The organism is Campylobacterota bacterium, assembly GCA_040752835.1.
In the GTDB taxonomy this organism is placed as follows: domain Bacteria; phylum Campylobacterota; class Campylobacteria; order Campylobacterales; family Sulfurimonadaceae; genus Sulfuricurvum.
Map to the genome: position 1 here is coordinate 208,064 of JBFMGG010000004.1, position 23,100 is coordinate 231,163.

The 23,100-nt window shown below is 57.7% G+C and carries 21 protein-coding genes and 1 tRNA gene; 14 read left to right on the top strand and 8 right to left on the bottom strand.

Annotation, left to right across the window (positions count from 1 at the left end):
- The first annotated feature begins 8 nt into the window (after positions 1-8).
- The 5 genes from AB1763_02915 (at position 9) to AB1763_02935 (ending at position 4,289) form a co-directional block, all read left to right on the top strand.
- Complete coding sequence (locus AB1763_02915; protein ID MEW5831771.1) at positions 9-443, top strand: hemerythrin domain-containing protein; 435 nt, start codon at positions 9-11, stop codon at positions 441-443.
- On the top strand, positions 440-682 hold the full coding sequence (locus AB1763_02920) for a DUF2249 domain-containing protein (protein MEW5831772.1): 243 nt from the start codon (positions 440-442) through the stop codon (positions 680-682). Before AB1763_02915 ends, AB1763_02920 begins: the two co-directional genes overlap by 4 nt.
- Positions 675-1,940: a hypothetical protein gene (locus AB1763_02925; GenBank protein ID MEW5831773.1), complete on the top strand. Its 1,266-nt coding sequence runs from the start codon at positions 675-677 to the stop codon at positions 1,938-1,940. The genes AB1763_02920 and AB1763_02925 overlap by 8 nt, the downstream gene beginning before the upstream one ends.
- A 74-nt stretch (positions 1,941-2,014) precedes the next feature.
- Positions 2,015-3,274, top strand: coding sequence for an MgtC/SapB family protein (locus AB1763_02930; protein MEW5831774.1), 1,260 nt, complete (start codon positions 2,015-2,017; stop codon positions 3,272-3,274).
- A gap of 73 nt (positions 3,275-3,347) precedes the next feature.
- Positions 3,348-4,289: a hypothetical protein gene (locus tag AB1763_02935; protein ID MEW5831775.1), complete on the top strand. Its 942-nt coding sequence runs from the start codon at positions 3,348-3,350 to the stop codon at positions 4,287-4,289.
- A 73-nt stretch (positions 4,290-4,362) separates the two neighbouring features.
- Here AB1763_02935 and AB1763_02940 read toward each other — a convergent pair.
- Positions 4,363-4,450: transfer RNA gene (locus tag AB1763_02940), tRNA-Ser, on the bottom strand.
- A 195-nt stretch (positions 4,451-4,645) separates the two neighbouring features.
- Between AB1763_02940 and AB1763_02945 the strand changes: the two genes are divergently transcribed.
- Together AB1763_02945 and AB1763_02950 are read left to right on the top strand one after the other, a co-directional pair.
- Positions 4,646-5,746, top strand: coding sequence for a deoxyguanosinetriphosphate triphosphohydrolase (locus AB1763_02945; protein ID MEW5831776.1), 1,101 nt, complete (start codon positions 4,646-4,648; stop codon positions 5,744-5,746).
- A gap of 30 nt (positions 5,747-5,776) precedes the next feature.
- The gene (locus tag AB1763_02950; GenBank protein MEW5831777.1) at positions 5,777-6,997 is read left to right on the top strand and encodes an NAD(P)/FAD-dependent oxidoreductase; all 1,221 of its coding nucleotides are present in this window, start codon (positions 5,777-5,779) and stop codon (positions 6,995-6,997) included.
- 51 nt (positions 6,998-7,048) lie between these two features.
- On the opposite strand, the gene typA is transcribed toward AB1763_02950, so the two are convergent.
- Positions 7,049-8,851, bottom strand: coding sequence for a translational GTPase TypA (typA, locus tag AB1763_02955; GenBank protein ID MEW5831778.1), 1,803 nt, complete (start codon positions 8,849-8,851; stop codon positions 7,049-7,051).
- Between the two features lie 188 nt (positions 8,852-9,039).
- On the opposite strand from typA, the gene AB1763_02960 reads away from it, so the two are divergent.
- The 6 genes from AB1763_02960 to AB1763_02985 all read left to right on the top strand — a co-directional run bounded on the left by AB1763_02960 (position 9,040) and on the right by AB1763_02985 (position 16,276).
- A complete protein-coding gene (locus tag AB1763_02960) occupies positions 9,040-10,449 on the top strand; it encodes a flagellar hook-length control protein FliK (GenBank protein MEW5831779.1) in 1,410 nt (469 codons plus the stop codon).
- 15 nt (positions 10,450-10,464) lie between these two features.
- Positions 10,465-11,142 (top strand): flagellar hook capping FlgD N-terminal domain-containing protein, encoded by a 678-nt coding sequence (locus AB1763_02965; protein ID MEW5831780.1) that lies wholly within the window; start codon positions 10,465-10,467, stop codon positions 11,140-11,142.
- A 9-nt stretch (positions 11,143-11,151) separates the two neighbouring features.
- Positions 11,152-12,501, top strand: a complete 1,350-nt coding sequence (locus AB1763_02970) for a flagellar hook-basal body complex protein (protein MEW5831781.1) — start codon at positions 11,152-11,154, stop codon at positions 12,499-12,501.
- A gap of 50 nt (positions 12,502-12,551) precedes the next feature.
- Complete coding sequence (locus AB1763_02975) at positions 12,552-14,393, top strand: flagellar hook-basal body complex protein (GenBank protein ID MEW5831782.1); 1,842 nt, start codon at positions 12,552-12,554, stop codon at positions 14,391-14,393.
- 279 nt (positions 14,394-14,672) lie between these two features.
- Positions 14,673-15,182, top strand: a complete 510-nt coding sequence (locus AB1763_02980; protein MEW5831783.1) for an RDD family protein — start codon at positions 14,673-14,675, stop codon at positions 15,180-15,182.
- Positions 15,182-16,276 carry an MFS transporter gene (locus tag AB1763_02985; protein ID MEW5831784.1) on the top strand — a complete coding sequence of 365 codons (1,095 nt, stop codon included), beginning with the start codon at positions 15,182-15,184 and terminating at the stop codon, positions 16,274-16,276. The genes AB1763_02980 and AB1763_02985 overlap by 1 nt, the downstream gene beginning before the upstream one ends.
- Here AB1763_02985 and AB1763_02990 read toward each other — a convergent pair.
- The 4 genes from AB1763_02990 to AB1763_03005 are packed head-to-tail and all read right to left on the bottom strand — an operon-like array spanning position 16,273 to position 19,065.
- A complete protein-coding gene (locus AB1763_02990; GenBank protein MEW5831785.1) occupies positions 16,273-16,977 on the bottom strand; it encodes a DUF481 domain-containing protein in 705 nt (234 codons plus the stop codon). The two genes, AB1763_02985 and AB1763_02990, sit on opposite strands and share 4 nt — an antisense overlap.
- Positions 16,974-17,822: a mechanosensitive ion channel domain-containing protein gene (locus AB1763_02995; protein ID MEW5831786.1), complete on the bottom strand. Its 849-nt coding sequence runs from the start codon at positions 17,820-17,822 to the stop codon at positions 16,974-16,976. Before AB1763_02995 ends, AB1763_02990 begins: the two co-directional genes overlap by 4 nt.
- Before the next feature lie 11 nt (positions 17,823-17,833).
- Entirely contained in the window at positions 17,834-18,781 is a 948-nt protein-coding gene (locus AB1763_03000) for a DUF309 domain-containing protein (protein ID MEW5831787.1), read from the bottom strand.
- Complete coding sequence (locus tag AB1763_03005) at positions 18,757-19,065, bottom strand: hypothetical protein (GenBank protein MEW5831788.1); 309 nt, start codon at positions 19,063-19,065, stop codon at positions 18,757-18,759. The genes AB1763_03000 and AB1763_03005 overlap by 25 nt, the downstream gene beginning before the upstream one ends.
- A gap of 83 nt (positions 19,066-19,148) precedes the next feature.
- On the opposite strand from AB1763_03005, the gene AB1763_03010 reads away from it, so the two are divergent.
- The gene (locus AB1763_03010; GenBank protein MEW5831789.1) at positions 19,149-21,971 is read left to right on the top strand and encodes a helicase-related protein; all 2,823 of its coding nucleotides are present in this window, start codon (positions 19,149-19,151) and stop codon (positions 21,969-21,971) included.
- A gap of 3 nt (positions 21,972-21,974) precedes the next feature.
- Here AB1763_03010 and AB1763_03015 read toward each other — a convergent pair whose 3' ends face one another.
- Both AB1763_03015 and AB1763_03020 read right to left on the bottom strand, forming a co-directional pair.
- Positions 21,975-22,580 (bottom strand): DNA-binding protein, encoded by a 606-nt coding sequence (locus AB1763_03015; GenBank protein ID MEW5831790.1) that lies wholly within the window; start codon positions 22,578-22,580, stop codon positions 21,975-21,977.
- 13 nt (positions 22,581-22,593) lie between these two features.
- Complete coding sequence (locus AB1763_03020; GenBank protein MEW5831791.1) at positions 22,594-23,091, bottom strand: YajQ family cyclic di-GMP-binding protein; 498 nt, start codon at positions 23,089-23,091, stop codon at positions 22,594-22,596.
- Between the last annotated feature and the right edge of the window lie 9 nt (positions 23,092-23,100).

Below are 23,100 nucleotides of genomic sequence, written 5' to 3' on the forward strand. Positions count from 1 at the left end.
AGAGACTTATGAGCATTCTTTCTTTCATGCGCGACGACCACCGTGCATGCGACCACCACTACGCCGAGGCCGAATCGGCCCTGCTGGCCAAAGACCCCGAAAAAGCGCGCACCGCGTTCGCCGCGTTCGAGCACTCCACCCTGCACCATTTCGACATGGAGGAAAAAGAGCTTTTCCTCGCTTTCGAAAAACGGACGGGGATGATGGGCGGCCCGACGCAGATGATGCGCTACGAGCATCAGCAGCTGCGCAGCCTCCTCGAATCGATGCGCCTCGCCCTCGCCGAAAACCGTATCGACGATTTTTTCGGCATCGGCGAATCGATGATGATCATGCTCCAGCAGCACAACATGAAAGAAGAGCAGATGCTCTACCCGATGATCGACCGCTCGCTCGGCACCGATGCCGAGGAGATGATCGTCAAGCTCAAAGAGATGGCATGATCCTCCTCGACACCCGCGAGTACGACCACCCGATCCCGCTGGAGATGGCCGTCGGCGCGTTCCGCCGCCTCGCCGGGGACGAGGTGATCCACATGATCCACCGCCGCGAGCCGATCCCGCTGTTTGAGATCATCACGCGCAACGGGGGGCGCTATCTCTCCTATTTGGATGCGGAAAACGTGTGGCACATCTACATCACCCGCAGTCCCACCCTGGATTTGGAGGTATACCGTGTATAACGGCCTTTCGCTCGACCAGGCGCCGCCGATCTCGGTGGTGCTCCGCTTTTTCCTTACCGTTCCTTTTTTCGGAATCGCCCTGTGCGCACTCGTATTTTTCGCACCGCGCGAAGTCCTCACCCCGCTGCACCCTTATTCGCTCTCCGCGATCCACCTGATGTTTTTGGGGGTAATGAGCATGAGCATGATCGGCGCGCTGTTCCAGATGCAGAGTGTCCTGGGGGGGAAACCGATCCCCGCACCGGCGGGCAACGCCCTGATCATCCACACGTTTTTGACGATCGGAACCCTCTCGCTCGCAACGGGGTTTCTGCTGTCACAACCGGTCCTCTTCACCCTTGCGTCGGTCCTGCTGGGAGCCGCGATCGTTTATACGGCCAACCTGGTCCTGCCGCTGCTGTTCGGGGGGGTCACCCACGATACGCTGCGGGGGATGCGCCTCTCCCTGATTGCCCTGACGTTCACGGCTCTGCTGGGGATCGTGATGGCGTCGTCGTACGCCTCCGGGTCGTTCGGGTTTTACCACGAAGCGATCCGCACGTCCCACTACTCGCTGGGGCTGATCGGATGGGCCGCCGCCCTCGTTATCGCGGTGGCGTTTCAGGTCATCGAGATGTTTTTCGTCACCGCCCCCTACAGCCGATGGTGCAAACGCAACGCCTTTAGGGTACTCTCGGCCGCCCTGGTTTTCAAAATCGCCTTTGCGTTTGCGGGATGGCCCTACGGCTGGGTGGCCGACCTCGTCATCGCCGCCTGGCTGGTCGGCTTTGCCGTAACGACCCTCAAACGGCTGTCGGAGCGCAAACGGCGTGTTAGCGACGTGAGCGTCCGGTTTTGGAATGCGGGGATGGCCCTGCTGCTCCTCGCATCGCTCGCCCATGCGGTGTCCCTGTTCATCCCCGCGCCGTCCCTGGAAACCTTTGCGCTGCTCTCGTATGCCCTCTTCGTCCTCGCGGTCATTCTGGGGATGATGAACAAAATCGTCCCCTTCCTGGTATGGTTCCACCTCAATTCGGCCGGATTCATGGACGCACCGATCATGTCCAACGTCATCCCCGCCTCCCGTTCCAAACTCCTCTTCACCCTGTTCTCCCTCACGGCCCTCGCGCTGCTGTCCGGCAGCGTGTCGGGCGAGGCATTGGCCGCCGCGGGGCTGTTCGGCTCGGCGATGTTCGGCGTGCTGCTCTACAACCTGCTCAAAGCACTTTCCCTCTACCGCCACACTCTCGCCCACGGACAACGGTTTACGTTCGAATAGCGGTCCCCCGGCCTTTCGCTTTTATCGCCCCATCTGCGCTATAATCGTTAGAGAAAGAACGGCGGAGGGGTACCATGGAAATCGATTCGTTATTCATCCAAAACAGCGGCCTTTCGCTGGTGCTCGGGTTTCTCGTCGGGCTTCAGCGCGAAATGCATACGATCTATTCGAACAAAACCCAGGATTTCGGCGGGGCAAGAACCTTTTCGATGATTTCGCTCTTTGGATACCTCTCGGCCTGGGCGAGCGCCTATTTCCCCTATTTTTTCCTCGTCGCCGCCGGGCTGATGGGGTTGCTGCTCGTCGCCGCCTACGTCGTCAACAACATCTCCGCCTCGGAAAAAGGTTCCACCACGGAGTTCGCCGCCCTCGTCACCTTCCTCGTGGGTGCGATGCTCTATTTCACCCTTCCCATCTTCCCCGTCTTCATCGCCATCCTCGTCCTTTTTGTCCTGAACCTCAAAGACAAGATCCGCGAATACGAACAAACCCTCACCAAACAAGACCTCGGCGCAGCCATCATGTTTATGGTGATGACCTTCGTCATCCTGCCGATCCTCCCCGACGAGCCGATCGGCCCGATGGGGTTGATCAACCCCTACCTCATCTGGATCATGGTCGTTCTGGTGGCGGGAATCTCCTTTTTCGGCTACATCGCGATCCGCTTTTTCGGAACGACCCACGGAATCGGCGTCGCGGGGCTCTTCGGCGGCCTCGTCTCCTCGACGGCCGTGGCGATGAGCATGGCCCGCAGGGTCAATGAAAACGGCTTCCTGAGCAAAAACCTCGCCATCGGCATCGCGCTGGCCTCGTCGATGATGCTGATCCGCGCTGGAATCGAGATGTGGGTAATCAACCCCGCGCTCACCCTCCCCTTCCTCCTTCCCATCGCCCTGGGGTCGGTCGCGGGGTACGGTTACATCGCCTTTTTGTATTTTACCTCCCGCCACGAAAACATCCCCCAGGACATCAAGTTCAAAAACCCCTTCAGCCTCAAAGAGGCGCTGATGATGGGGCTCATCTTCGGGATCACGCTGGCGCTCATCAAGCTGGCCGACCAGTACGTCGGGAACATGGGGGTTTACGCGGTCGCCGCCGTTTCGGGGATCGCCGACGTCGACGCGATCATCCTCTCCCTCTCATCGCTGGCCAAATCGACCCTCCACCCCTCGACCGCCCACATCGCGATCCTCATCGCGATCCTCGCCAATTCGCTGGCCAAAGCGCTTCTCGTACTGTTCCTTGGCAATGTAGCCCTCTTCCGGTTGGCCATCACCTATTTTCTGATCTCGATCGGCACCTTTACCGCCGCCGCGCTCCTAACGCTCTTCTAACGCTTCCCCCGTTTGGGGGTTATCTTTTTTCCCGTTTTGCCGATATAGTGTTATACCAAACGGGAGTCCAGCCATGCAGATCGCAGCCCAAAGCCTCAGCCTCAGCGCGTCGTCCCTGCACTATCGCAGCGAACAGGAAACATTGTCCCTCAGTTCCCCTTCCGCAGCCGTTTCCAAAGGGGTCGAAGCAGTGTGCGAATCCTCCGGCGACGATCCGCTCGAAGGGGTCGATCCCAAATACCGGATGATGGCACTCATGCTCGAAGCGCTAACGGGGCAGAAGATCACGTTAGCCGCTTTCCGCCCTAACGCGACGGCGGGTTCGGCGGTCGGCTCGGCCGGAACGGGCAGCGTTCCGAGTAATTCCCCGATTCTCGAATACCAGTACCAGATGCAAGAACTCAACCGCATGAGCTTTTCGGCAGAGGGGAAAGCCGTTCTCGAAGACGGCACCGTCCGGGAGTTCTCCCTTTCCATCGAATGGACCCAAAGTTTTTCCGAATCGGTACGCCTGCGGATCCAGGACGGCAAGATTCTGACCGATCCCCTCGTCATTTCGTTCGACGGTTCACAGCCGCTCTCTTCCAACGCGTTTGCCTTCAACCTGACGGGCAAAGAGGGTCAAAGCCTCCCTTACCTCTCCGGACGCGCGGGCTACCTCGCCCTCGATAACGACCGCGACGGGAAAATCACACAGGGAAGCGAACTCTTCGGCCCCCGCACGGGGGAAGGGTTCATGGAGCTCGCCGCCCACGACGACGACGGCAACGGATGGATCGATTCGGGTGACGCGGTGTTCAAACAGCTGCGCATATGGATGGTAAACGAGGAGGGCGAAAATCTCCTCTCGCTCCAAGAAGCGGGAATCGGTGCGATCAGCCTCAAAACGGCATCGATCGATTACGCGTTCAAAAGCGACGCCGATACAACCGTGGCGCAGTACAAAAAAGCTTCCGTCGCATTAGGCGAAACAGCAGGTACCTACGGCGTTTTCGAAGTGGATGTGGCGGTTTAATACCCAAGAAAAAGATACCGTTGTAAAAGATTTTGGTTCCGGAAGTGGTGAAAAGAGGGAAGTTAAAAGATTATGGCAGACAGGAAGAGATTCGAACTCTCGGTAGGTTGCCCTACACACGCGTTCCAGGCGTGCGCCTTCGACCACTCGGCCACCTGTCTATTGGAAGATTGAAATTATATCCGATTTAGCTTAAAAAGGGTGTAGAAAGAAAAGACAAAGCCTAGGGGAGGCGCCGTTACCGACGTTCCCGCTATAACTTTTCGAAGGAGAATCGAACCGTCATTGTAAAAAAGAAGTGTTAATTTTGTGTAAAAAATCTTATAATTAGCACACTTTCCCCAAAAAGGCTCATCGTGCGACCCGACGAACGTTTCTTCTCCATGAGCGACGACTTCCGCTCTCCCTACGCCCGCGACCGCGACCGGATCATCCATTCGGGCAGTTTCCGCCGCCTCGAATACAAGACGCAGGTGTTTCTGAACTCGCAGGGGGATTTTTTCCGCACCCGCCTGACCCACAGCATCGAAGTGAGCCAGATCGCCCGCTCCATCGCCTCGCATCTGGGGCTGGCCGAATCGCTGGCCGAAGCGATCGCCCTCTCCCACGATCTGGGACACACCCCCTTCGGGCATATCGGAGGCGATACCCTCGATGAGTGCCTGAAGGAAAGGGGATTTGCCAACGGGTTCGAGCACAACTTCCAGAGCTTCCGCGTCGTTACCAAACTCGAACAGCGTTATAAGGCGTTTTTGGGTTTGAACCTCACCTATGCGACGCTGGAGGGGATCCTCAAGCACTCCTACCCCTATAACAAACCGTTTTTCCCCGACGCGATCCGCGACGCGTTCGCCCCCGATACCCATCCCAGTATCGAGGCGATGATCGTCGACCGTGCCGACGAAATCGCCTACATCAGCCATGACATCGATGACGGGATCGCCAGCGGACTCATCGGTTTCGATACCCTCCGCTCCAGCGAACTGATCCAAACGATCCTCGACAAAGTCCATGCCGAAGGGGTCCACGAGGACGAAGATGAAATGTTCCGCTACCGTTTCAGTTCCCATCTCATCAACCACCTCGTCTACTCGCTCCTCGAACACTCGCGCGGCAAAATCGACAACTCAAGGGTCCTCTCCTCTGTCATACCCGCCTCCGAACCGATCCCGATCGGGTTCGAACCCGCCCTCGAGACGCAGATCAAAAAACTCAAAAAGCTCCTTTATCAGGAGCTCTATCAGCACAAAAACATCATGCGCAAGATGTTTGCGGGCAAACAGGCGATCAAAGGGGTGTTCGAAGCGCTGATGGAAGAGCCCAAAATGCTCCCCCCCTATTATCTCAAACAGCTCGACGTGCGAAACAAACACCGCGTGGTCGCCGATTACATCGCCGGGATGTCGGACCGCTACGCGATGGAGCTCTTTAACGAACTCTACGGGCGTGAAGGGTAAGCGCTGCCCCAGAGTGGTACAATACGCTCCATGAATACCATAGCAATTATCGGCGGAGGCGCCAGCGGACTGATGGCGGCGCTCTTTGCCGCACGCTCCGGCGCCGCCGTTACAATTTACGAGCACAACGCCTCCGTCGGGAAAAAGATCCTCGCATCCGGCAACGGCCGCTGCAACATCATCAATACCTCCGCCGGCGCTGCCGATTACGCGGGACAGGACCCCTCGTTCGTCACCTACGCGCTCAAACAGCTCTCGTTCGGCTATTTCGAAAAACTCTGCCTTTCGCTGGGGCTCCTCCTCGATGTCAAGGAAGACGGACGGTGCTACCCCCTCTCCAACGAGGCCAAATCGGTTCTCATCGCCCTCAAAAGCGCCGTAACCGAAGCGGGTGTGAGCATCCTTACCGATTCAAAAGTGACCGCAATTACGAAAAGCGGTCCCCATTTTAGGGTCCGAACCGAAAAATCCGAAGCGACCTATGACAAAGTTCTCATTGCGACCGGCTCCGAAGCGGCTCCCCAGCTGGGAGCCACGGCCGACGGGCAGCACTTTGCCGAAGCGCTGGGACACGAGATTATCCCCGCCTACCCCAGCCTCGTCCAGTTCCATCTCGCCTCCAAACACCCACCCAAGATGGCGGGGGTCAAAACCGTCGCCGAGGTCACCCTCATCGTCGAGGGGAAAAACGACGTCCGCGTCACGGGAGACATCCTCTTCACCCCCTACGGCATATCGGGGCTGGCAATCCTCGACGTCAGCCAGAGGGGTTCCTGCGCCCTCAGCCGCAAACAGCGCGTGAGTATTTCGCTCAACCTTCTCCCCCGTTTTGAGCGTCGTGAACTCACCGACGTGATCGAGAAACTGTTTGCCGCAGTCCCAGCCCAAAGCGTCCAGAACGCCCTGTGCGGCTTGCTCCCCGCCAAGCTCGTCACCTATCTCCTCGATGATGCGGGAATACCTCTATCCGCTCACGTATCGTCACTTCACCCCAAAGAGATCAAAAAACTCGCCCATCTCATAGGCGAGTGGAAATTCGAGGTGACCGATACCCACGGCTTCAAACACGCCGAAGTGAGCGGAGGCGGGGTCTCCACCGCGCAGGTCAACCCCAAAACGATGGAATCGAAAGTCGTCGAGGGACTCTATTTTGCGGGAGAAGTACTCGATGTCGTGGGGCGTCGGGGGGGGTTCAATTTCCACTTCGCATGGGCGAGCGGGATGATTGCGGGAAAAGAGATGGCGAAATAGGGGAAAAAGGAAAGACTCCCCGACAATCGGGGAGGCCGGAAGCGAAGAAGGTTACTGTCTCGCGTGACGTTTGCGCTCGTTGATGTCGAGGTAACGTTTGCGGATACGGATGTTCTGCGGTGTAACTTCGAGGAGTTCGTCGTCTTCGATCCACTCCAGTGCGCGCTCGAGGTTCATCTCGCGCGGCGGAACGAGCTTGATCGCTTCGTCCGCACCGGATGAGCGGACGTTGGACTGCGCTTTCCCTTTGATCGGGTTGACGTCGAGGTCGTTGCTGCGGCTGTGCTCGCCGATGATCATCCCTTTGTACACTTTCGCCTGCGGAGCGACGAACAGAACACCGCGGTCCTGGAGATTGAAGAGCGAGTACGCGAGGGCGACGCCGTCTTCCATCGAAATGAGGGCTCCATACGGACGGCTCTCGACCGATCCGCTGTAAGGGCGGAATTCGAGGAACGAGTGGTTCATGACCCCTTCCCCTTTCGTGTCGGTGAGGAACTGGCCGCGGAAACCGATCAGACCGCGTGCGGGGATTTCGAACTCGATACGGGTAAACCCTTCGCCCATTGGAACCATCGCTTTCATCTCAGCCTTGCGGCGTCCCAAACGCTCGATGACGGTACCGCTGAACTCTTCGGGAACGTCGATGACGAGGTGCTCGAACGGTTCGCATTTGACCCCTTCGATCTCTTTGACGATGACCTCGGGACGTCCGATACCGAACTCATAGTTCTCGCGGCGCATGTTTTCGGCAAGGATCGTGATCTGGAGTTCGCCCCGTCCGGAGACTTTGAACTTCCCTTCCCCGATCGTCTCGTAACGCATCGCGACGTTTGTCTGCATCTCGGCATCCAGACGCTCTTTGATTTTGTTGGAGGTAACGTGTTTTCCTTCGGTTCCCGCCAGCGGAGAATCGTTGACCGAGAAAACGACGGTCAGGGTCGGCTCTTCGATGTGCATCGGGTCGAGCGGCATCGGATTGTTGGGATCACAGACCGTGTCCCCGACGTCGACCGTTTCAAGGCCCGCGATCGCAACGATGTCGCCCGCTTCGGCCTGCTGGATCTCCATCCGGTTGAGTCCGAGGAATCCGATCAGTTTGGAGATTTTCCCCTTCACCAGTTCTCCGTCGGCTTTGGCCAGCAGAACGTTGTCCCCTTTGGCAATCTTACCGTTGAAGATACGGGCGATCCCGATTTTACCGACGTAGTTGTCGTAGTCGAGGGTGAAAACCTGCAACTGCGTCGGATTTTCCGCATCACCGGTCGGCTCGGGGACTTTTTCGAGGATCGTGTTGAACATACAGGTGAAATCACCGTCAGGCTCGGACATGTCGAGCTTCGCGATACCGTCACGCGCCGCGGCGTAGATGATCGGGAAATCGAGCTGGTCTTCGGTCGCGTCCATCGCGACGAACAGGTCGAATACTTCATCGACGACGCGCTCAGGATCGGCGGAAGGTTTATCGATTTTATTGATGACGACGATCGGTTTGATCCCGAGGCCGAGCATCTTTTTAACGACGAATTTCGTCTGGGGCATAACCCCTTCGTAGGCGTCAACGAGAAGCAGCGCACCGTCGACCATTTTCAAAACCCGCTCAACCTCGCCGCCGAAGTCGGCGTGGCCCGGAGTATCGATGATGTTGATCTTGTGGTCGCCGTAGCGGATCGCGGTGTTTTTCGAGAGGATGGTGATCCCGCGCTCTTTTTCGAGGGCGTTGGAGTCCATCGCCCGTTCATTGACTTGTTCGTGGCTTCCGAACGTTCCGGACTGTTTGAGCAGACCGTCGACTAGGGTCGTTTTACCGTGGTCAACGTGGGCGATGACGGCGATGTTACGAATTTTTTGCATGGGTGTCCTTTGGTTAGGCGCAAAGATTTTTGCGAATTATATCTTTTTTTATTTTAAGGATATGTTAAGGGATTTGGACTTCTATCCGGACCACCCTTTCTCTTTTTATGGAATGGCTTTTGCTTGGTTGGCGTATCACATAGAATCGTGCGCGCAGGGCGCCCCCCTCCGCGCCAAAGGATCGGTTTATGATCGTACACAGCAAAGAGACGAAAGCCAACGCCTCATTGATCGACCTCCTCGGGGGCGGCGGCAAAGGGGAAGATACCCGCAATTCGGTCTTTTCAAAACTCCTCTCGTCGCTGGGGATGCCCTCCAAAACGGGAGAGAAGGGGAACGCTTCGGAATTCAAAGCGCTCATCGACCCCAAAAACGGCATCGTCCGCGCTGCCGAAACCCCCAAAGCCAATACCGTTAATAACGCGGGGCTCGGCGAACTCCGGAATCTGCTCAAAGGCGGGGGTGAGGAGACGGACGAACACCTCATCTCGGCCGAACTGACGCGTACCCTCTCGGGCGATCAGCTGCGCAACCTCATCGCCCAAGCCAAAGAGTACCTCAAAAAAGAGATTACGACCAAAAGCCCCGAGTATCAAAAAACGCCCGACAATCTCCCCAAAAGCCTCGCCGGCCTGATCCAGATGGCCCAGAAGATGGGGCTGGAACCTGAAAAACTCACCTTTGCCTCCATCCAGGGCGAGCCCGAGAGCCTCCCGACACCCGAATTGCTCTCCAAGCCGCTCCTGGAAACCAAAGCGGTGGCGCAGCTCGCAACGCCGAACACACCCGAGGAGGCATCCCCCCTCGAAACGCTGACCCAGCTGATCAGCGAACTGAAAAACAAAGAAAAAAAAGAGGCCAAATCAGCCGTAAAAGGGGATGAGGGATCGCGCAGCGACGAGGTCAAACCCGCCGAACAGCCGCTCAAAACACTCCTTCAGGGGATCGAAAAACGCGAAACGGCACAAAATCCCCTCGCCGCCGAAACGCCCAAAAACGACGCACCCAAAAACGACACGACGACGGCCGCAACGACGAAAACCGACTCCCTGATCGCCCTGCTGCAGGGCGAATCGCAGGGGACCAACGACGTCCCCGCGCACAAAAGCGGCACCTCCGCCGTCGAGCTCGATGCGCCCAAAACGGTAGCGGCCCCCAAAGCCGATTCGCTGGAGGTAAAAGCCAAAGAGGCCCAGCAGAGCATGCGTCATTTCGCCGCCGATCTCAAAGAGGCGGTGGAAAACTACAAGCCCCCCTTCACCCGTATCTCCATGAAGCTCAATCCCGAAAGACTCGGGGAAGTGGAAGTGACGCTGGTACAGCGGGGCAATAACGTCCACGTCAACATTCAGTCCAACAACGCGGGCAGCGTTGCCTTCCTGGCCCACAATGCCAGTGAGCTAAAAGCCCAGCTCGCCCATCAGGGGATCACCAACGCCACCATGAATTTCATGGGCGGCGATCCGCACAACCCGCAGCAGCAGCAACAGCATCACAACTCCCGTGAAGCTTACCGGACCTACGAGTCGTTCGAGGAACTCGAACTGAACGAAGAGCAGCTCAGCGCTCTGGAAATCATCATCCCGCATTACGCGTAAAGCAAGGAGAACACAATGGCTATCGACGCATTCGGAAACTACACCAACGGAGTCGCTTACGCGGACAACTCGGCCAAAGCGGCACCCGTAGACAAAAGCAAACTGGGAAAAGACGATTTTCTTAAGCTCCTGCTCCTCGAACTGCAGTACCAGGATCCCACCTCCCCGATGGATACCGAGCAGATCCTGCAGCAAACGTCGCAGCTCGCAACGCTCGAAGCGAGCCAGAACACCAACGATTCACTCGAGAAACTGGCTGCCGCACTGACCACGTCGATGCAGTACACCGGCCTTTCGGCGATCGGCAAACTCGCCGATACCGGCAGTAACGCCGTCGTCCTCGAAGAAGGGGAAGACGCGACGTTCGAGCTTTACTTCCCGGTCGATATCATGGGCGGCAAATTCAATATCCTCGACAGCGCGGGGAACATCGTCAAAAGCGTACCCATCGACGAAACGTCCAAAGGGATCGCGCAGTACACGTGGGACGGAACCGACAACAACGGCGTCGTCAAGGATGCGGGAATCTATTACGTCGAAGCGCCCTATACCGCCGCCGACGGAACAACCGGAACCAGCCGGGTGGGCATCTATCCGATCCAGTCGATCCGCTACGAAGAGGGAACCACTTACGCCAAGCTCGGTTCCAACTACGTCGATTTCAGCAAAATCGTCGAAGTCACCGACATCTAAGGCCGCAGCATGACGCAGGGATACTACACCGGCCTCTCGGGGATCATGAGCCACCAATACGGCCTCGATATCGTCTCGGACAACATCGCCAACGTCAACACGGTGGGATTTCGCGGGGTCACTTCCGAATTTGCCGAGCTCTTCTCGAACGTCGTCTCCAGCGCGGGGAGCACTCCGACATCCAACGACATCGGAACAGGGTCGCGCCTCCAGGCGACCGGGATGATTACCCAAAGCGGATCGCTCCTCCCCACCGACCGTTTCAGCGACCTCGCCATCGGCGGAAACGGCTGGTTCGGCGTCGTGGCGAACAACAACACCTATTACACCCGTGCGGGGAATTTCACTTTCGACACGGCGCTGAAAAACCCCAACGATCCCAATTCCTCCGTCGCCCGTCTCACCACGACACAAGGCTACTACGTGACGGGAACGATGCTGACCAACTACGACTACGTCGAGGGATTCGACTACGGCGATAACGATACGGGGGCCTATCTCATCCGCGAGCCCGCCGACGACGTCGCCTACAACGCGGTCGGGGCGCAGGGGATACTCGAACTTCCCGCCAAGCTCGCCTATCCCGTCGAGCCCTCCACCCTGGCGGAGTTCAGAGGAAACATCGGGCGGGAAAACGCGATCCGCTCCATCAGTTCGGACGTCATCAGCCCCAACAACGAAATCAACCGGCTGAAACTCACGTTCGAGCAGCACGTCGAAACCGACGCGAGCGGCAACATCATCGTCCCCTGGGACGGCCTCACCTGGGATGTCGTCGCCACCGTCACCTCCAACGACGGCGACACCGTCTACGACACCCAAAGCGGACAGGCGGTTTTCGACGCCTCGGGAGGGCTTGCAAGCTTTACGATCCCCTCGGTCGACAACGACGGCGCGACGGTCGCGATCGACGTGGGAACCGGTTTCGAAGGGATCGTCTCCATCGAAGGGAACGAATTTTGGGGACGCGGCTCGGCCGACGGCGTATCGGGCGGCGTTCTCACCAAATACGGCGTCAACATCAACGGTATCGTCAGCGCCGAATTTTCCAACGGCCGCCAGAGCGCCCTGGGGCGGGTAGCGGTCTACCATTTCCAAAACGACCAGGGGCTCGAACGGGCGGGGGATACCCTCTTTACCCAAAGTTCCAACAGCGGAGAGCCGTTTTTCTGGACCGATGCCGAAGGAAACGCAATACCCGGAGCGACGATTTACAGCAACATGCTCGAAAATTCCAACGTCCGGCTGGACGTCGGGCTGACCGACATGATCATCATGCAGCGCGCCTATCAGGCCAACGCCAAAACGATCACCACCGTCGATGAGATGATCCAAAAAGCGCTCTCGATGCGCAAATAAACTGGCACGTTTTTTGCTTTTTAATTTTACTTTGTCATAAAGGACATACCATGCTGAAGTCACTTTTCTCAGGCGTCACCGGGTTGCAGTCGCATCAGATTGCCATGGACGTGGAATCGAACAACATCGCCAACGTCAATACGATCGGGTACAAATACTCCCGCGCCAACTTTTCGGATCTGCTGGCTCAGACCAACCAGATCGCTACGGCTCCGCAGGGAGATCTTGGGGGTAAAAACGCCGTACAGGTTGGATTGGGGACGACGGTCAGCTCGATCACCCGCATCCACTCCCAAGGTTCCATCCAGAACACCGACAAAAATACCGACGTCGCGATTCAGGGGGACGGGTTCTTCATCGTCTCGGCCGACGGCGGGAACACCTACAAATACACCCGTTCGGGGGACTTCAAATTCGACGCGTCGGGCAATTTCGTCGACAACAACGGCTTCATCGTCCAGGGATGGCTCCGCGACGAAGACACCGGGCTGGTCGATTCGACCGCACCGATCACCAACATCCGTATCCCCTCGGGTCTGACGACGCCGGCTTTCGCCAGCAGTGAAATCGTCGTCAAAGCCAACCTCAGCTCCAGCGCCATCGTCGACCAGTACAACCCGACGTACCAGATCGACTCGACGGGTGTCATCACGACCGCGGACGGGCGTACCGTCCCTGCGGCCGACGCCGAAGACATGGGGATCATGTTCAACGGCAACGGCGAAGCGTTCCAGCTCACCTCCGCCAGCGCCACTACGTTCGCCGGCGGCGGACAGGGGGTCACGATCTCGTTTGACGGCGGCGTGACGGTCCGCGACTTCCGCTACACCGACGGCTCTCCCGCCGCAGGGCTGGTTGCCGGAGGCGCTCTTCCGCTTAATGCCAACGATACCTACTACTTCAATACGGTCGCCGATCTGCGCGCCGCATTGCAGACGTTTGCCCAGGTGACATCGGCCGGTTCGACCGTCGAAGTCAACGATCAGGGGAAATTCGTTCTGCGCAACACGGCGGGTTCGGCGCTGGCCATCGAGGTCGATCCGATCGTCGACGCCAACACGATCGAAAACCAGCGTTTCACCGAAACGTTCGCCACGATGGCCGGAGCGCTCCCGGTCGGTACGTCGGTCAAACAGTCCCAGCCGATCAATACCGCCACCCATGCGACCAGTATCGACGTCTACGACTCACTGGGGGGGAAACACACCGTCACGATCAACTTCCGCAAAGATTCGATCAACACGACGACCGGATTTACCGACTGGCGCTATAACGTCACCGTTCCGGTTCCCGGATCGCTGAGCGGGGCGACGGCGCCGAACCTGAACATCCTCGAAGGCGGGGTCATCACGTTCGACAGTAACGGGGCCCTCTCCACCTACAACATCCCCAGCATCGACTTCTCGCCGAACAACGGGGCCGCGGCGAACCAGCAGGTCACCCTCAACTTCGGAACCCTGGGCGCATACGACGGGATCACCAGTTTCGACAACGATTCGGGTACCAGCGGTATCAGCCAGGACGGTTACCCCGGAGGCGACCTGGTCGGGATCCGTATCGACCAGAGCGGTACCCTTGTCGGGAGCTTCACCAACGGACGTTCATTCGGTCTGGCACAGATCGGTATGGCCAAATTCTCAAACAACGAAGGTCTCGTAAGCGACGGCGGAAACGTCTACCTCCAGTCGGCCAACTCGGGCGACCCGATCATCGGTACGGCGGCGACGGCGGGACGCGGTTTCATGCAGTCTTCGGCTCTCGAAGCCTCCAACGTGGACCTCTCCAAAGCGTTGACGCAGCTCATCATCATCCAGCGCGGTTACCAGGCGAACGGTAAAACGATCACCACTTCCGATACCCTTCTTGAAACCCTCATCGGGCTCAAACGTTAATAACGCCTCCTGAGTCTCCCGTTTTCATACGGGAACGGGGGAAGACCTGCATTAACACACTTATAACACGGTTTTGTTCATTGTTTTCGGGAAAAGAGGGAAAAGGCCCGCGGCCACCGAAGGCCGGGGATGCTTTGAAACTTAAGGAGTGAGTGATGAATGAAAAAAACTCCCCTTTGACTTGCTGCCGTCAATCGGGATCAGTGACATTATGAATCAACTTAGTAAACGAATAGTAATAACACCTGTTTTTAATCTCGTGTGCGTTACAATTTCCCCATGCAACGGCAAACAGTGAGAAAGAAAAAACGGCTCCCGCCACGATCCGAAGCGCCGAAAACGGCGTTTGCCCCCTTCCGGTCGCGCGCGCTCGGGTTCATGACCGACATTTTCATGATCGGGCTGCCGATCTCGCTGCTCGTGAGCGCTTTTTTCGGGTACGACCAGATGCATACGGCAGGCGGCCTGGATGTGATCGTCGCAGACCCCAAAGCCCGCACCAATCCCCCCGACCCGATCGCATCGGCCATGCAGATGGGTCTGTTTCTGATCGCCTACGTCTGGTTCTGGCACCGCAGCGGCCAGACACCGGGCAAAAAGCTCGCCCGCATCCGCGTGGTGGACGCACGGACGCTCCAAAACGCCCCGTACTGGAAACTGATCCTCCGCTTCGTCGGCTATTTTGTATCGGCACTTACCCTGTTTGGCTTTTTCGTGGGGTTCCTGCGCAAAGACGGGCGTGCGCTGCACGATCTGCTCAGCGGTACCGCGGTCATCCGCGAATCGTAATGGCACCGCTCGTCGCCGCCTTCTATTTCGTCTACTTCGCCCTGGTCGGGGTGCACATCATTTTTGTCCCCAAAATCCTCTCCCTGATCGGCTACGACCCGATCGAAATCGGCACCGTATTCGCCGCCGCGCCACTGGTACGGTTTGCCCTGCCGTTTCTTTTTCTGCGGGGTTTCCGCCTCGACCAGCGCACCTTTTTCATCGCCCTTGCCCTGATGGGGGGATCGGCGGCGGGGTTTTACCCCGCACTGGAGTCTTTCTGGCCCCTTTTGACGGTGAACATCCTCTTTGGGATCGGCCTGGCCCTCATCCTCCCCTACATCGAGGTGATCGCCCTCGAATCGATCGGGAAAGAGCGCTACGGCCGCATCCGCCTTTTCGGCTCCATCGGGTTCATCGCCGTCTCCGTGCTCCTCGTCGAATACCTCAGCGGCCCCTACGTCGGGATCGCTTTTCTGATAGCCGCCGCCTGGGTCACCGTTGTTCTCGGGGCGCTGATCGGGCTGCGCCAGCGTCACGCCCCCTCCTCCGAATGCGCTGATGAGCGATGCCGTTTCGGGATCGGCGATCACCTCATGCTCTGGCTCGGTTTTTTCCTCATGCAGGTAAGCTTCGGCCCGTTTTACAATTTTTTCACGATTTACGCGACCGATCACGGCGTCAGCCTCCAGACGACGGTTTGGCTCTGGAGCTTCGGCGTGATCGCCGAAATCGTCATGTTCTACTTCCAAGGACCCCTGTTGCGCGGAAATCTGCACCGGCTGCTCGTCATCACCGCATCGGTTACGGCGCTGCGCTGGCTCATCGTCGCCCTTTTTCCCGACAGCGTCGCCATGCTCTACGCGTCGCAGGTGCTTCATGCATTCAGCTTCGCCCTTTTCCACTCCTCGGCGATTGCGCTGCTCTTTCACCTTTACAGCGCACGGCGTCTGGCACAGCAGTTCTTTTTCGGAATCTCCTACGGTCTGGGGGGGTTTGTCGGAGCGCTGGGGGCGGGAGCGCTGTACCAGTATACGCCGCCGCTGCTCTTCGTCGGCGGAGCGGTCGCGGCGCTGGGTGCGGCCGCGGCATTCAAGCGCTATCGCCCTCTTTAATAATCGATAATCAGCGACGCGAGAAAAGTGCGGTCGGTATTTTTTGACGGCGGAGGCGGGGTATTGACGTAGTCGATTTTGTAGCTGATCCCCATCGAGAGGGAGGAGTTGATCTTCGTCTCGACCGCGCTTTTGCTGTAAAAGAAGCTGTAGCGGGTATCTTCGAGATTGATCCGGTAGGTCGCTTCCTGGATGAATTTGAGATTTTCCTGCACCTGCCAGCGGTAAATCGCCCCCAGCTTGCTCGAAAAATAGTCGTCCTCGGGAAGGTTTTCGGGTTTGTCCCGGCCGTAGAGGACGTTCGCCTGAAGATCCAGGGTATGCGCCGGCTCCTCCAGTGGTCGAACCCCCATCCCGGGCCCGGTATAGAGCTGGTAGTCGAATCCGCTGAAACGGTCCTGCTTGTATCCGGCGAGATAGTTGAGCGAGACTCTGGGGCAGAGCCGGTAGTCGTAGTTGAGCTCGCTCGACCATTTGTCCTTCGACGTCTGGCCGCTGTCGCTCGAACGGTAGGCATCGACGTGGGCGCGGAAAACATGGACCCCGACCGATGTTTTCGCATTCCCCTCAAACGCCAGCGATGTGGTGTCGGTGTTCCCCTTGGTGTTGATATAGGAAAACTCGCTGTGGGTCACGATTTGGCCGTCGCTTCCCAAGAGCGCGGACGCGCCCAACGCCATCCAAACGATTTTTCGAATCATTTCTCCCCTTCCTGCACGACATGGGTCACCATCTGCGGAAACGGCACGGTGATCCGGTTGCGGTCAAACGCCTCCTTGACCGCTTCGGTCACCTCGAACATCGTATTCCAGTAGTCGTCCACATGGACCCACGGACGGGCGACGATTTGAACCGAATTCTGGGCCAGGGCACCTACCGCGACCAGCGGTTCAGGCTCTTGAAGCACCTTGGGATGAGCTTCGAGGATTTCAAGGATAACCGTTTTAGCGAGTTTGAGGTCGTCTTTGTAGTCGATATCGAACACCATGTCGATCCGCCGCGTCTCGTTGCCCGTGTAGTTGATGATATTCCCCGAAATCAGCGCTCCGTTTGGGATGATGATGGAACGGTTGTCGGTCGTCGTCAGCGTCGTCGAAAAGAGGTTGATCGTCTTGACCGTCCCCATTACTCCCGCCGTCTCGATAAAATCCCCCACCTTGAACGGCCGGAAAAAGATGATCAGCACCGCCGCACCGACATTGGAGAGGGTGTCTTTGAGCGCGAGGCCGATCGCAAGACCCGCCGCACCGAATACGGCGACGAACGAGGTGGTATTGATCCCCAGGTTGCTGGCCGCCGCCACGATAACGGCGATCATCAGTGCAACGCTCAGGGCATTCCCCGCAAAACTGATCAGCGTCTCGTCGACGCGGGAACGCTCCATCGCGCGGCGCATCAGCATCACGATTTTTCGGACAATCCATTTCCCGATGAAAAAGATCGCCAGCGCCCCGAGGAGTTTAAGGCCGTACTCGGTCGCGTAACTCAGGGCCAGGTCGGTGTAATACCCCACTTTGTCCTCGACGTGCTCGATTTTTTTCAGCATGCTATCCTCGCTTAACGGTATTCGACGATCTGTCCCGGATCAAGCCGTTTGTGCTCGCCCTGCGGGTTCACCCTATAGCCGAACGCGCAGATGAGCGCCACGCTGCGTCCTTCATCAAGGTCGAGTATCGCTTCGATCTCTTCGCGGTCGAATCCCTCGATCGGACAGCTGTCGATCCCCAGGGTCGCCGCATAGGTCATCATGTTGGCGCAGGCGATATAGCACTGCTTGGCGGTCCAGTTACGCAGCAGCGCTTCGTCGCATTCGATCGGCTCCAGGTAGTTTTTGTAGACGTTCATGTAGGTATTCACCGCCTCTTCGTCGAGTCCGCGGCGGTTGAACATTTTACGGACATAAGGAGTCCCGCTGCGCACCGAATCATCATCGGTCGTGAAAATAACCAGTTCACTCGCCTCGACGATCTGGCTTTGGTTCCAGCACGAGGGCTTGAGCGCCTTGCGCAACGAAGGGTTGCGCACCACGATCAGCCGCCACGGCTCCATCCCGAAAGACGAAGGAGAGAGGCGGGCCACTTCGAGGATCGAATCAAACTGCTCGGAGGGGATCTTTTTTTGGGTATCGAAACGCTTGCAGGCGTGACGGAATTCCATCGCTTTTAAAAATTCGGACATCATGAAGCTCCGGTGTTGGTCTATGGTTTGCGTAATTCTAACGTAGAGTTCTTTACGGGGGGTAACAAGGCGCTCAAGACACCCCCGGTATTTGAGGTACGTCCCCCACGCTTTGCGCGAGGGGAGGGGGCGCCCCCGCTTGATCAGCTCGAAACTGACCGCGGCGTTGATACACCCTTTCCAGAAACGTATCTCGTCATCGTCTTCGAAGCGGCGGGGATACCACAATATCTCGAGCTCCTCGTGGGCTTCATAATACCGCCCCTGGGCAAGGGCAAGGGCAAACGCCCCGAACGCCTGCGTTATACCCTCAGATGTTTGCGCCAATACCCTCGTCCTCCCCGCAGACTGATGCAGACGTGATCGGGAAATTTGGTGCGAAATTCCGCCAGCCGCTCTTTGGACGATTTCCCCGTATCGCAGTAAAAGACGAAAACGCTCCCCGGCTCCTCGTTTTTCAGCAGGGGCGGGGCATAGAGAGTCGTTTCGATGCCGTCGATGGGGTTGAGGATCGTATCGATCAACAGCACTCTGATCCCCTGCGCTTCGAGCTCTTTTTTGTTGCGCAGAAACTCTTCCTGCGTCCATTCGTCGACGTTCAGATCCACCATTTCCCCGTCCGTATTGTGATTGTGCGAAAGTGTATCGAAGCAATCGGCGCTTTAGCCTTATAAATTTAGGCTACACTTTCATCATGGCAAAGAAAAAGAAAAAAATGATCAAACTCAACCAGGCGATCCGCCGTTTTTTCGGTGATGAAGGATTTGACGAGGGGATCGAACGGGTCCCTTCCGAAACGCTGATCGCGCTGGCCCATACGCTTGGGGTCTTCGACGGTACCACCGACAAAGCGGGGCTCATCAAAACGTTCCGGCGGATCTGGTCGGAAGGGGAGAGCGACAACCGCGCCCTCATCGTCGAGTTTTTCCATCACGAAGGGAAAATCTACCCGAACCCCAAACCCAAGGAAAAACCTCACGAACGCGAAGAGAAGATCGACGAGTTCCTCGACGCCTTCGACATCTCCGCCGACGAGCGGCGGGAACTGCACGCCGCGTTTATCGACGTCCGGACCCGCAAAATCACCCCCGAGAAAATCGCCGCCAAACTCGAGCACCTCCGCTACGTCGGCAAACGCGAAACGCTCGAAAAAGCGCTCGACGGGAAACTCGGTTACGACGACCGGCTGGAGTTTTACGCCCCGATCGTCTACACCCTGGGAAATGAGCGTTTTACCAAAATACAGGTTCTCAAAACCCCTCCGCTCAACGAACGGCGCCTACATGAGGAAGATATCGACACCCTCACCGCGGAGATCGCCCTTCTCAAACAAACCCTTACATCACAAAAACAGGAACAAACCGACCGTTTTACGGCGACCCTCGATCCCCATCGCTACCTAAGCCCCGGCGAGATCGTTTCGGCACTCAAAAGCGCGCCGCCCACCGCCTCGGAAAGCGATGTTCCCCTCCCTTTGAGCGTCCTCAAACGCCTTCTGGGCGAAACCGCGAACCTCAGCGAACACGGCGACGATCTGCTGATCGAAACGACCCACACGATCAAACTCCCCCACACGTCCCAAACGATCGAGTACACCGCTCATCACACCCTCGATCTCTCCCGCATCACCCAAGCGGTCTGGAAACAAGAGGATATCGGCATCGAAACAATGATCGCCGAAACGCTCGAAGAGGAAAAACGGCTCTTCTTCGCCGAACTGGAGCTGCTCGTCTCGGAGTGCCGCGAGCGCTCGCGTCTGCTGGCCCTGGAGGAAGAGCGGCTCCATGCCCTCGTGATCGAAACGCTCCTCCCGTTTTTGAGCGGAACCCTTCACATCAGTGCCAAGACCTCCCGCCGCGTCCTTTTCGCGTTCGACCAAAAAATTGCCGGCGAGCTGTTGCGCCGACAGCGCCAGGAACTTCTCGCCCGGACCGTACGCGACTTTAAAAACCTTTTTCCCCTCGCCCGTTCGCTACGCCGTAAGCTGATCCTTCACATCGGCCCCACCAACAGCGGCAAGACCTACGGCGCATTCGAACATCTGCGCAAAGCGGGGACGGGATATTATCTCGCCCCGTTGCGGCTCCTAGCCCTGGAAGGGTACGAAACGCTTAAAGAACACGGCGTCGCAGCCTCCCTCATCACCGGGGAAGAGCAGCTGATCGACGAAGACGCCACCCACATCAGTTCAACGATCGAAATGCTCGGATTCGAGACCGAAGCCGACGTCTGTGTCATCGACGAAGTCCAGATGATCGGAGACCGCGACCGGGGATGGGCCTGGGCAAACGCCATCATCGGCGCACCCGCCAAAACGGTGATCATGACGGGGTCTCCGAACGCGCGTGAAGCGGTCGTGGCACTCGCCGAATACCTGAATGAGCCGCTCGAAATCGTCGAATTCGAACGCAAGAACCCCCTCGAGCTCCTCCGCACCCCCACCCCGATCGACGCGATCGAAGAGGGTACGGCCCTCATCGCCTTCACCCGTGCCAACGCGCTGCGGCTCAAACAGCAGCTTTCCAAAACGTACCGCACCAGCGTCATCTACGGCAACCTGAGCCCCGAAGTGCGCCGGGAAGAAGCCCGCCGGTTCCGCGAAGGGGAGACGCAGATCCTCGTCGCGACCGACGCCATCAGCATGGGGCTCAACCTCCCGATCAAAACGCTGCTGTTTTCCAAAGCCGACAAATTCGACGGCCAGAACCAGCGCTTCCTCACCCCCGGCGAAGTGCAGCAGATCGCCGGGCGGGCGGGGCGCTACGGCATCACCGAAAAAGGGTACGTCGGGGCGCTCAGCGCCGACGTCCTCAAAAAAATCGCCCCCCTTTTCAACGCCCAGCCCGAGCCGATCCGCATCCCGTTTAACGTCATGGCCAATTTCGACCACGTCATGCTCGTCTCGAACATCCTCGAAGAGCGCTCCCTCTCCGCCATCATCGCATTTTTCGTCGACAACATGAAGTTCGAAGGCCCCTTCCGTGCCGCCAACCTCGAGTCGATGCAGGAAGCCTCGGCCATCGTTGACCGTTTCGATCTGGACATGCGGACCAAATACACCCTCGCAACCGCCCCGCTCTCGACCTCCTCCCCGCTGGTGATGGCCTCTTTCGAACGCTACGTCCGCGCACTGGAGCAGAAAAAACCGATCGCCTACATCCCTCCGCGCCATCTGGGAAGCCATGCGCTGACAATGGAAGAGCTGCAGGAAGCCGAAGACCGGATCAAAGAGATCAGCCTTTACCTCTGGCTTTCCTATCGGCTCGGGGAGTATTTCATCGACGCCGAAAAAGCCCGCGCATTCCGGGGTGAACTCAACCGCTTTATCGAGAATTCGCTCCAGCAAAGCCATTTCGTCCCACGCTGCAAAATGTGCTCCAAACCGCTGCCGCCGCAGAGCGAATTCAGTATCTGCCAAAGCTGTTTCAACAAACTAAACCGTTCCAAACAAGGGGTGAGAGAAGGCGCAAGAGCGCCGCTTCGGGAGGGGACGGCGAAAAAACGGCCGTACCGTTAAAGCTTAGAGGAGGTCGGAGTAATCGTAGCGCGAAGGGTTCAAAAACACTTTCCCTTCCCGCAGCGTGAGCCTCTCATCCGCCTCGACCGCCGTTTCGAAGCGGTTTTTGATCTTCTTTTTTTCTTTCTCTTTGACCCGCTTGAGCTTCAAAAACGCCTTGAGGGAGATCCATTCCTCATCCGCGACCTCGACCACATCGGCATTGATCGCCTCTTCAACGACCGCGTCGGCATTGGCGTGGGAGAGAAATTTGGTCGCCACGACGTGCAGTACGCTGCGCAGCTGAGCATCGCGCTCTTTATAGATCTGTTCGATTTTGACCCGTTCGTCGATCAGCATCTGCTCGCGCTGGTCGCGCAGTCGCGTCGTCTCTTTTTCGAGAACGTCCACCTTGTCGCGCAGCCGTTCGTTCTCCTGTTCGATGTAGCGGGTATAGCGGTCGGCTTCGATCGCCGTTTCCGAATGCGCCGCTTTGGCCGAAGCGACGGCGACGAACTTGACGCCGTTTTCGACGATGCACGTAAGGCTTCCGCGCCGGATACGGTTATGGATCGCCTCTTTGGAGACCCCGAAATGTTCCGCCGCTTCGGCAATCGTCATTTTTTTCATCGTGATCCTTTACTTAGCGGAAGTTGTCGAACACGAGCGGCGCTTCCCACTCCATCGCCTTGATCGCCGCCATGATTTTCTGGAGTTCGTCGATCTGTTTGGATTTGACGCGGATGTGATCCCCTTCGATCTGGGCGGTCGCTTTGGTTTTCATATTTTTGATTTCGGCGACGATCTTTTTGGCCTCTTTGGCTTCGATCGCGTCGACGATCTTGTAGGTCGCTTTGCGGTTCCCCCCGCTGGCGTCTTCGGTTTTGAGTTCCTCGAGCACCTTGGAAGAAAGACCCCGCTTGACCAGACGGCCGATGACGATGTCTTTGAGAGCGTCGAGTTTGTTGTCGCTGGAGGCGAGGAGGATCAGCTGTTTCTCTTTTTCACGGTAGTTGATTTCGTACGTGATCCCTTTGAAATCGTACCGCCCCGCCGCCTCTTTCTCGGCTTGGGCGATAGCGTCTTTAAATGCCTGAAGATCGATTTTGGCGGAAATATCAAGAGAGTGTTCGGATGCCATACATAATGT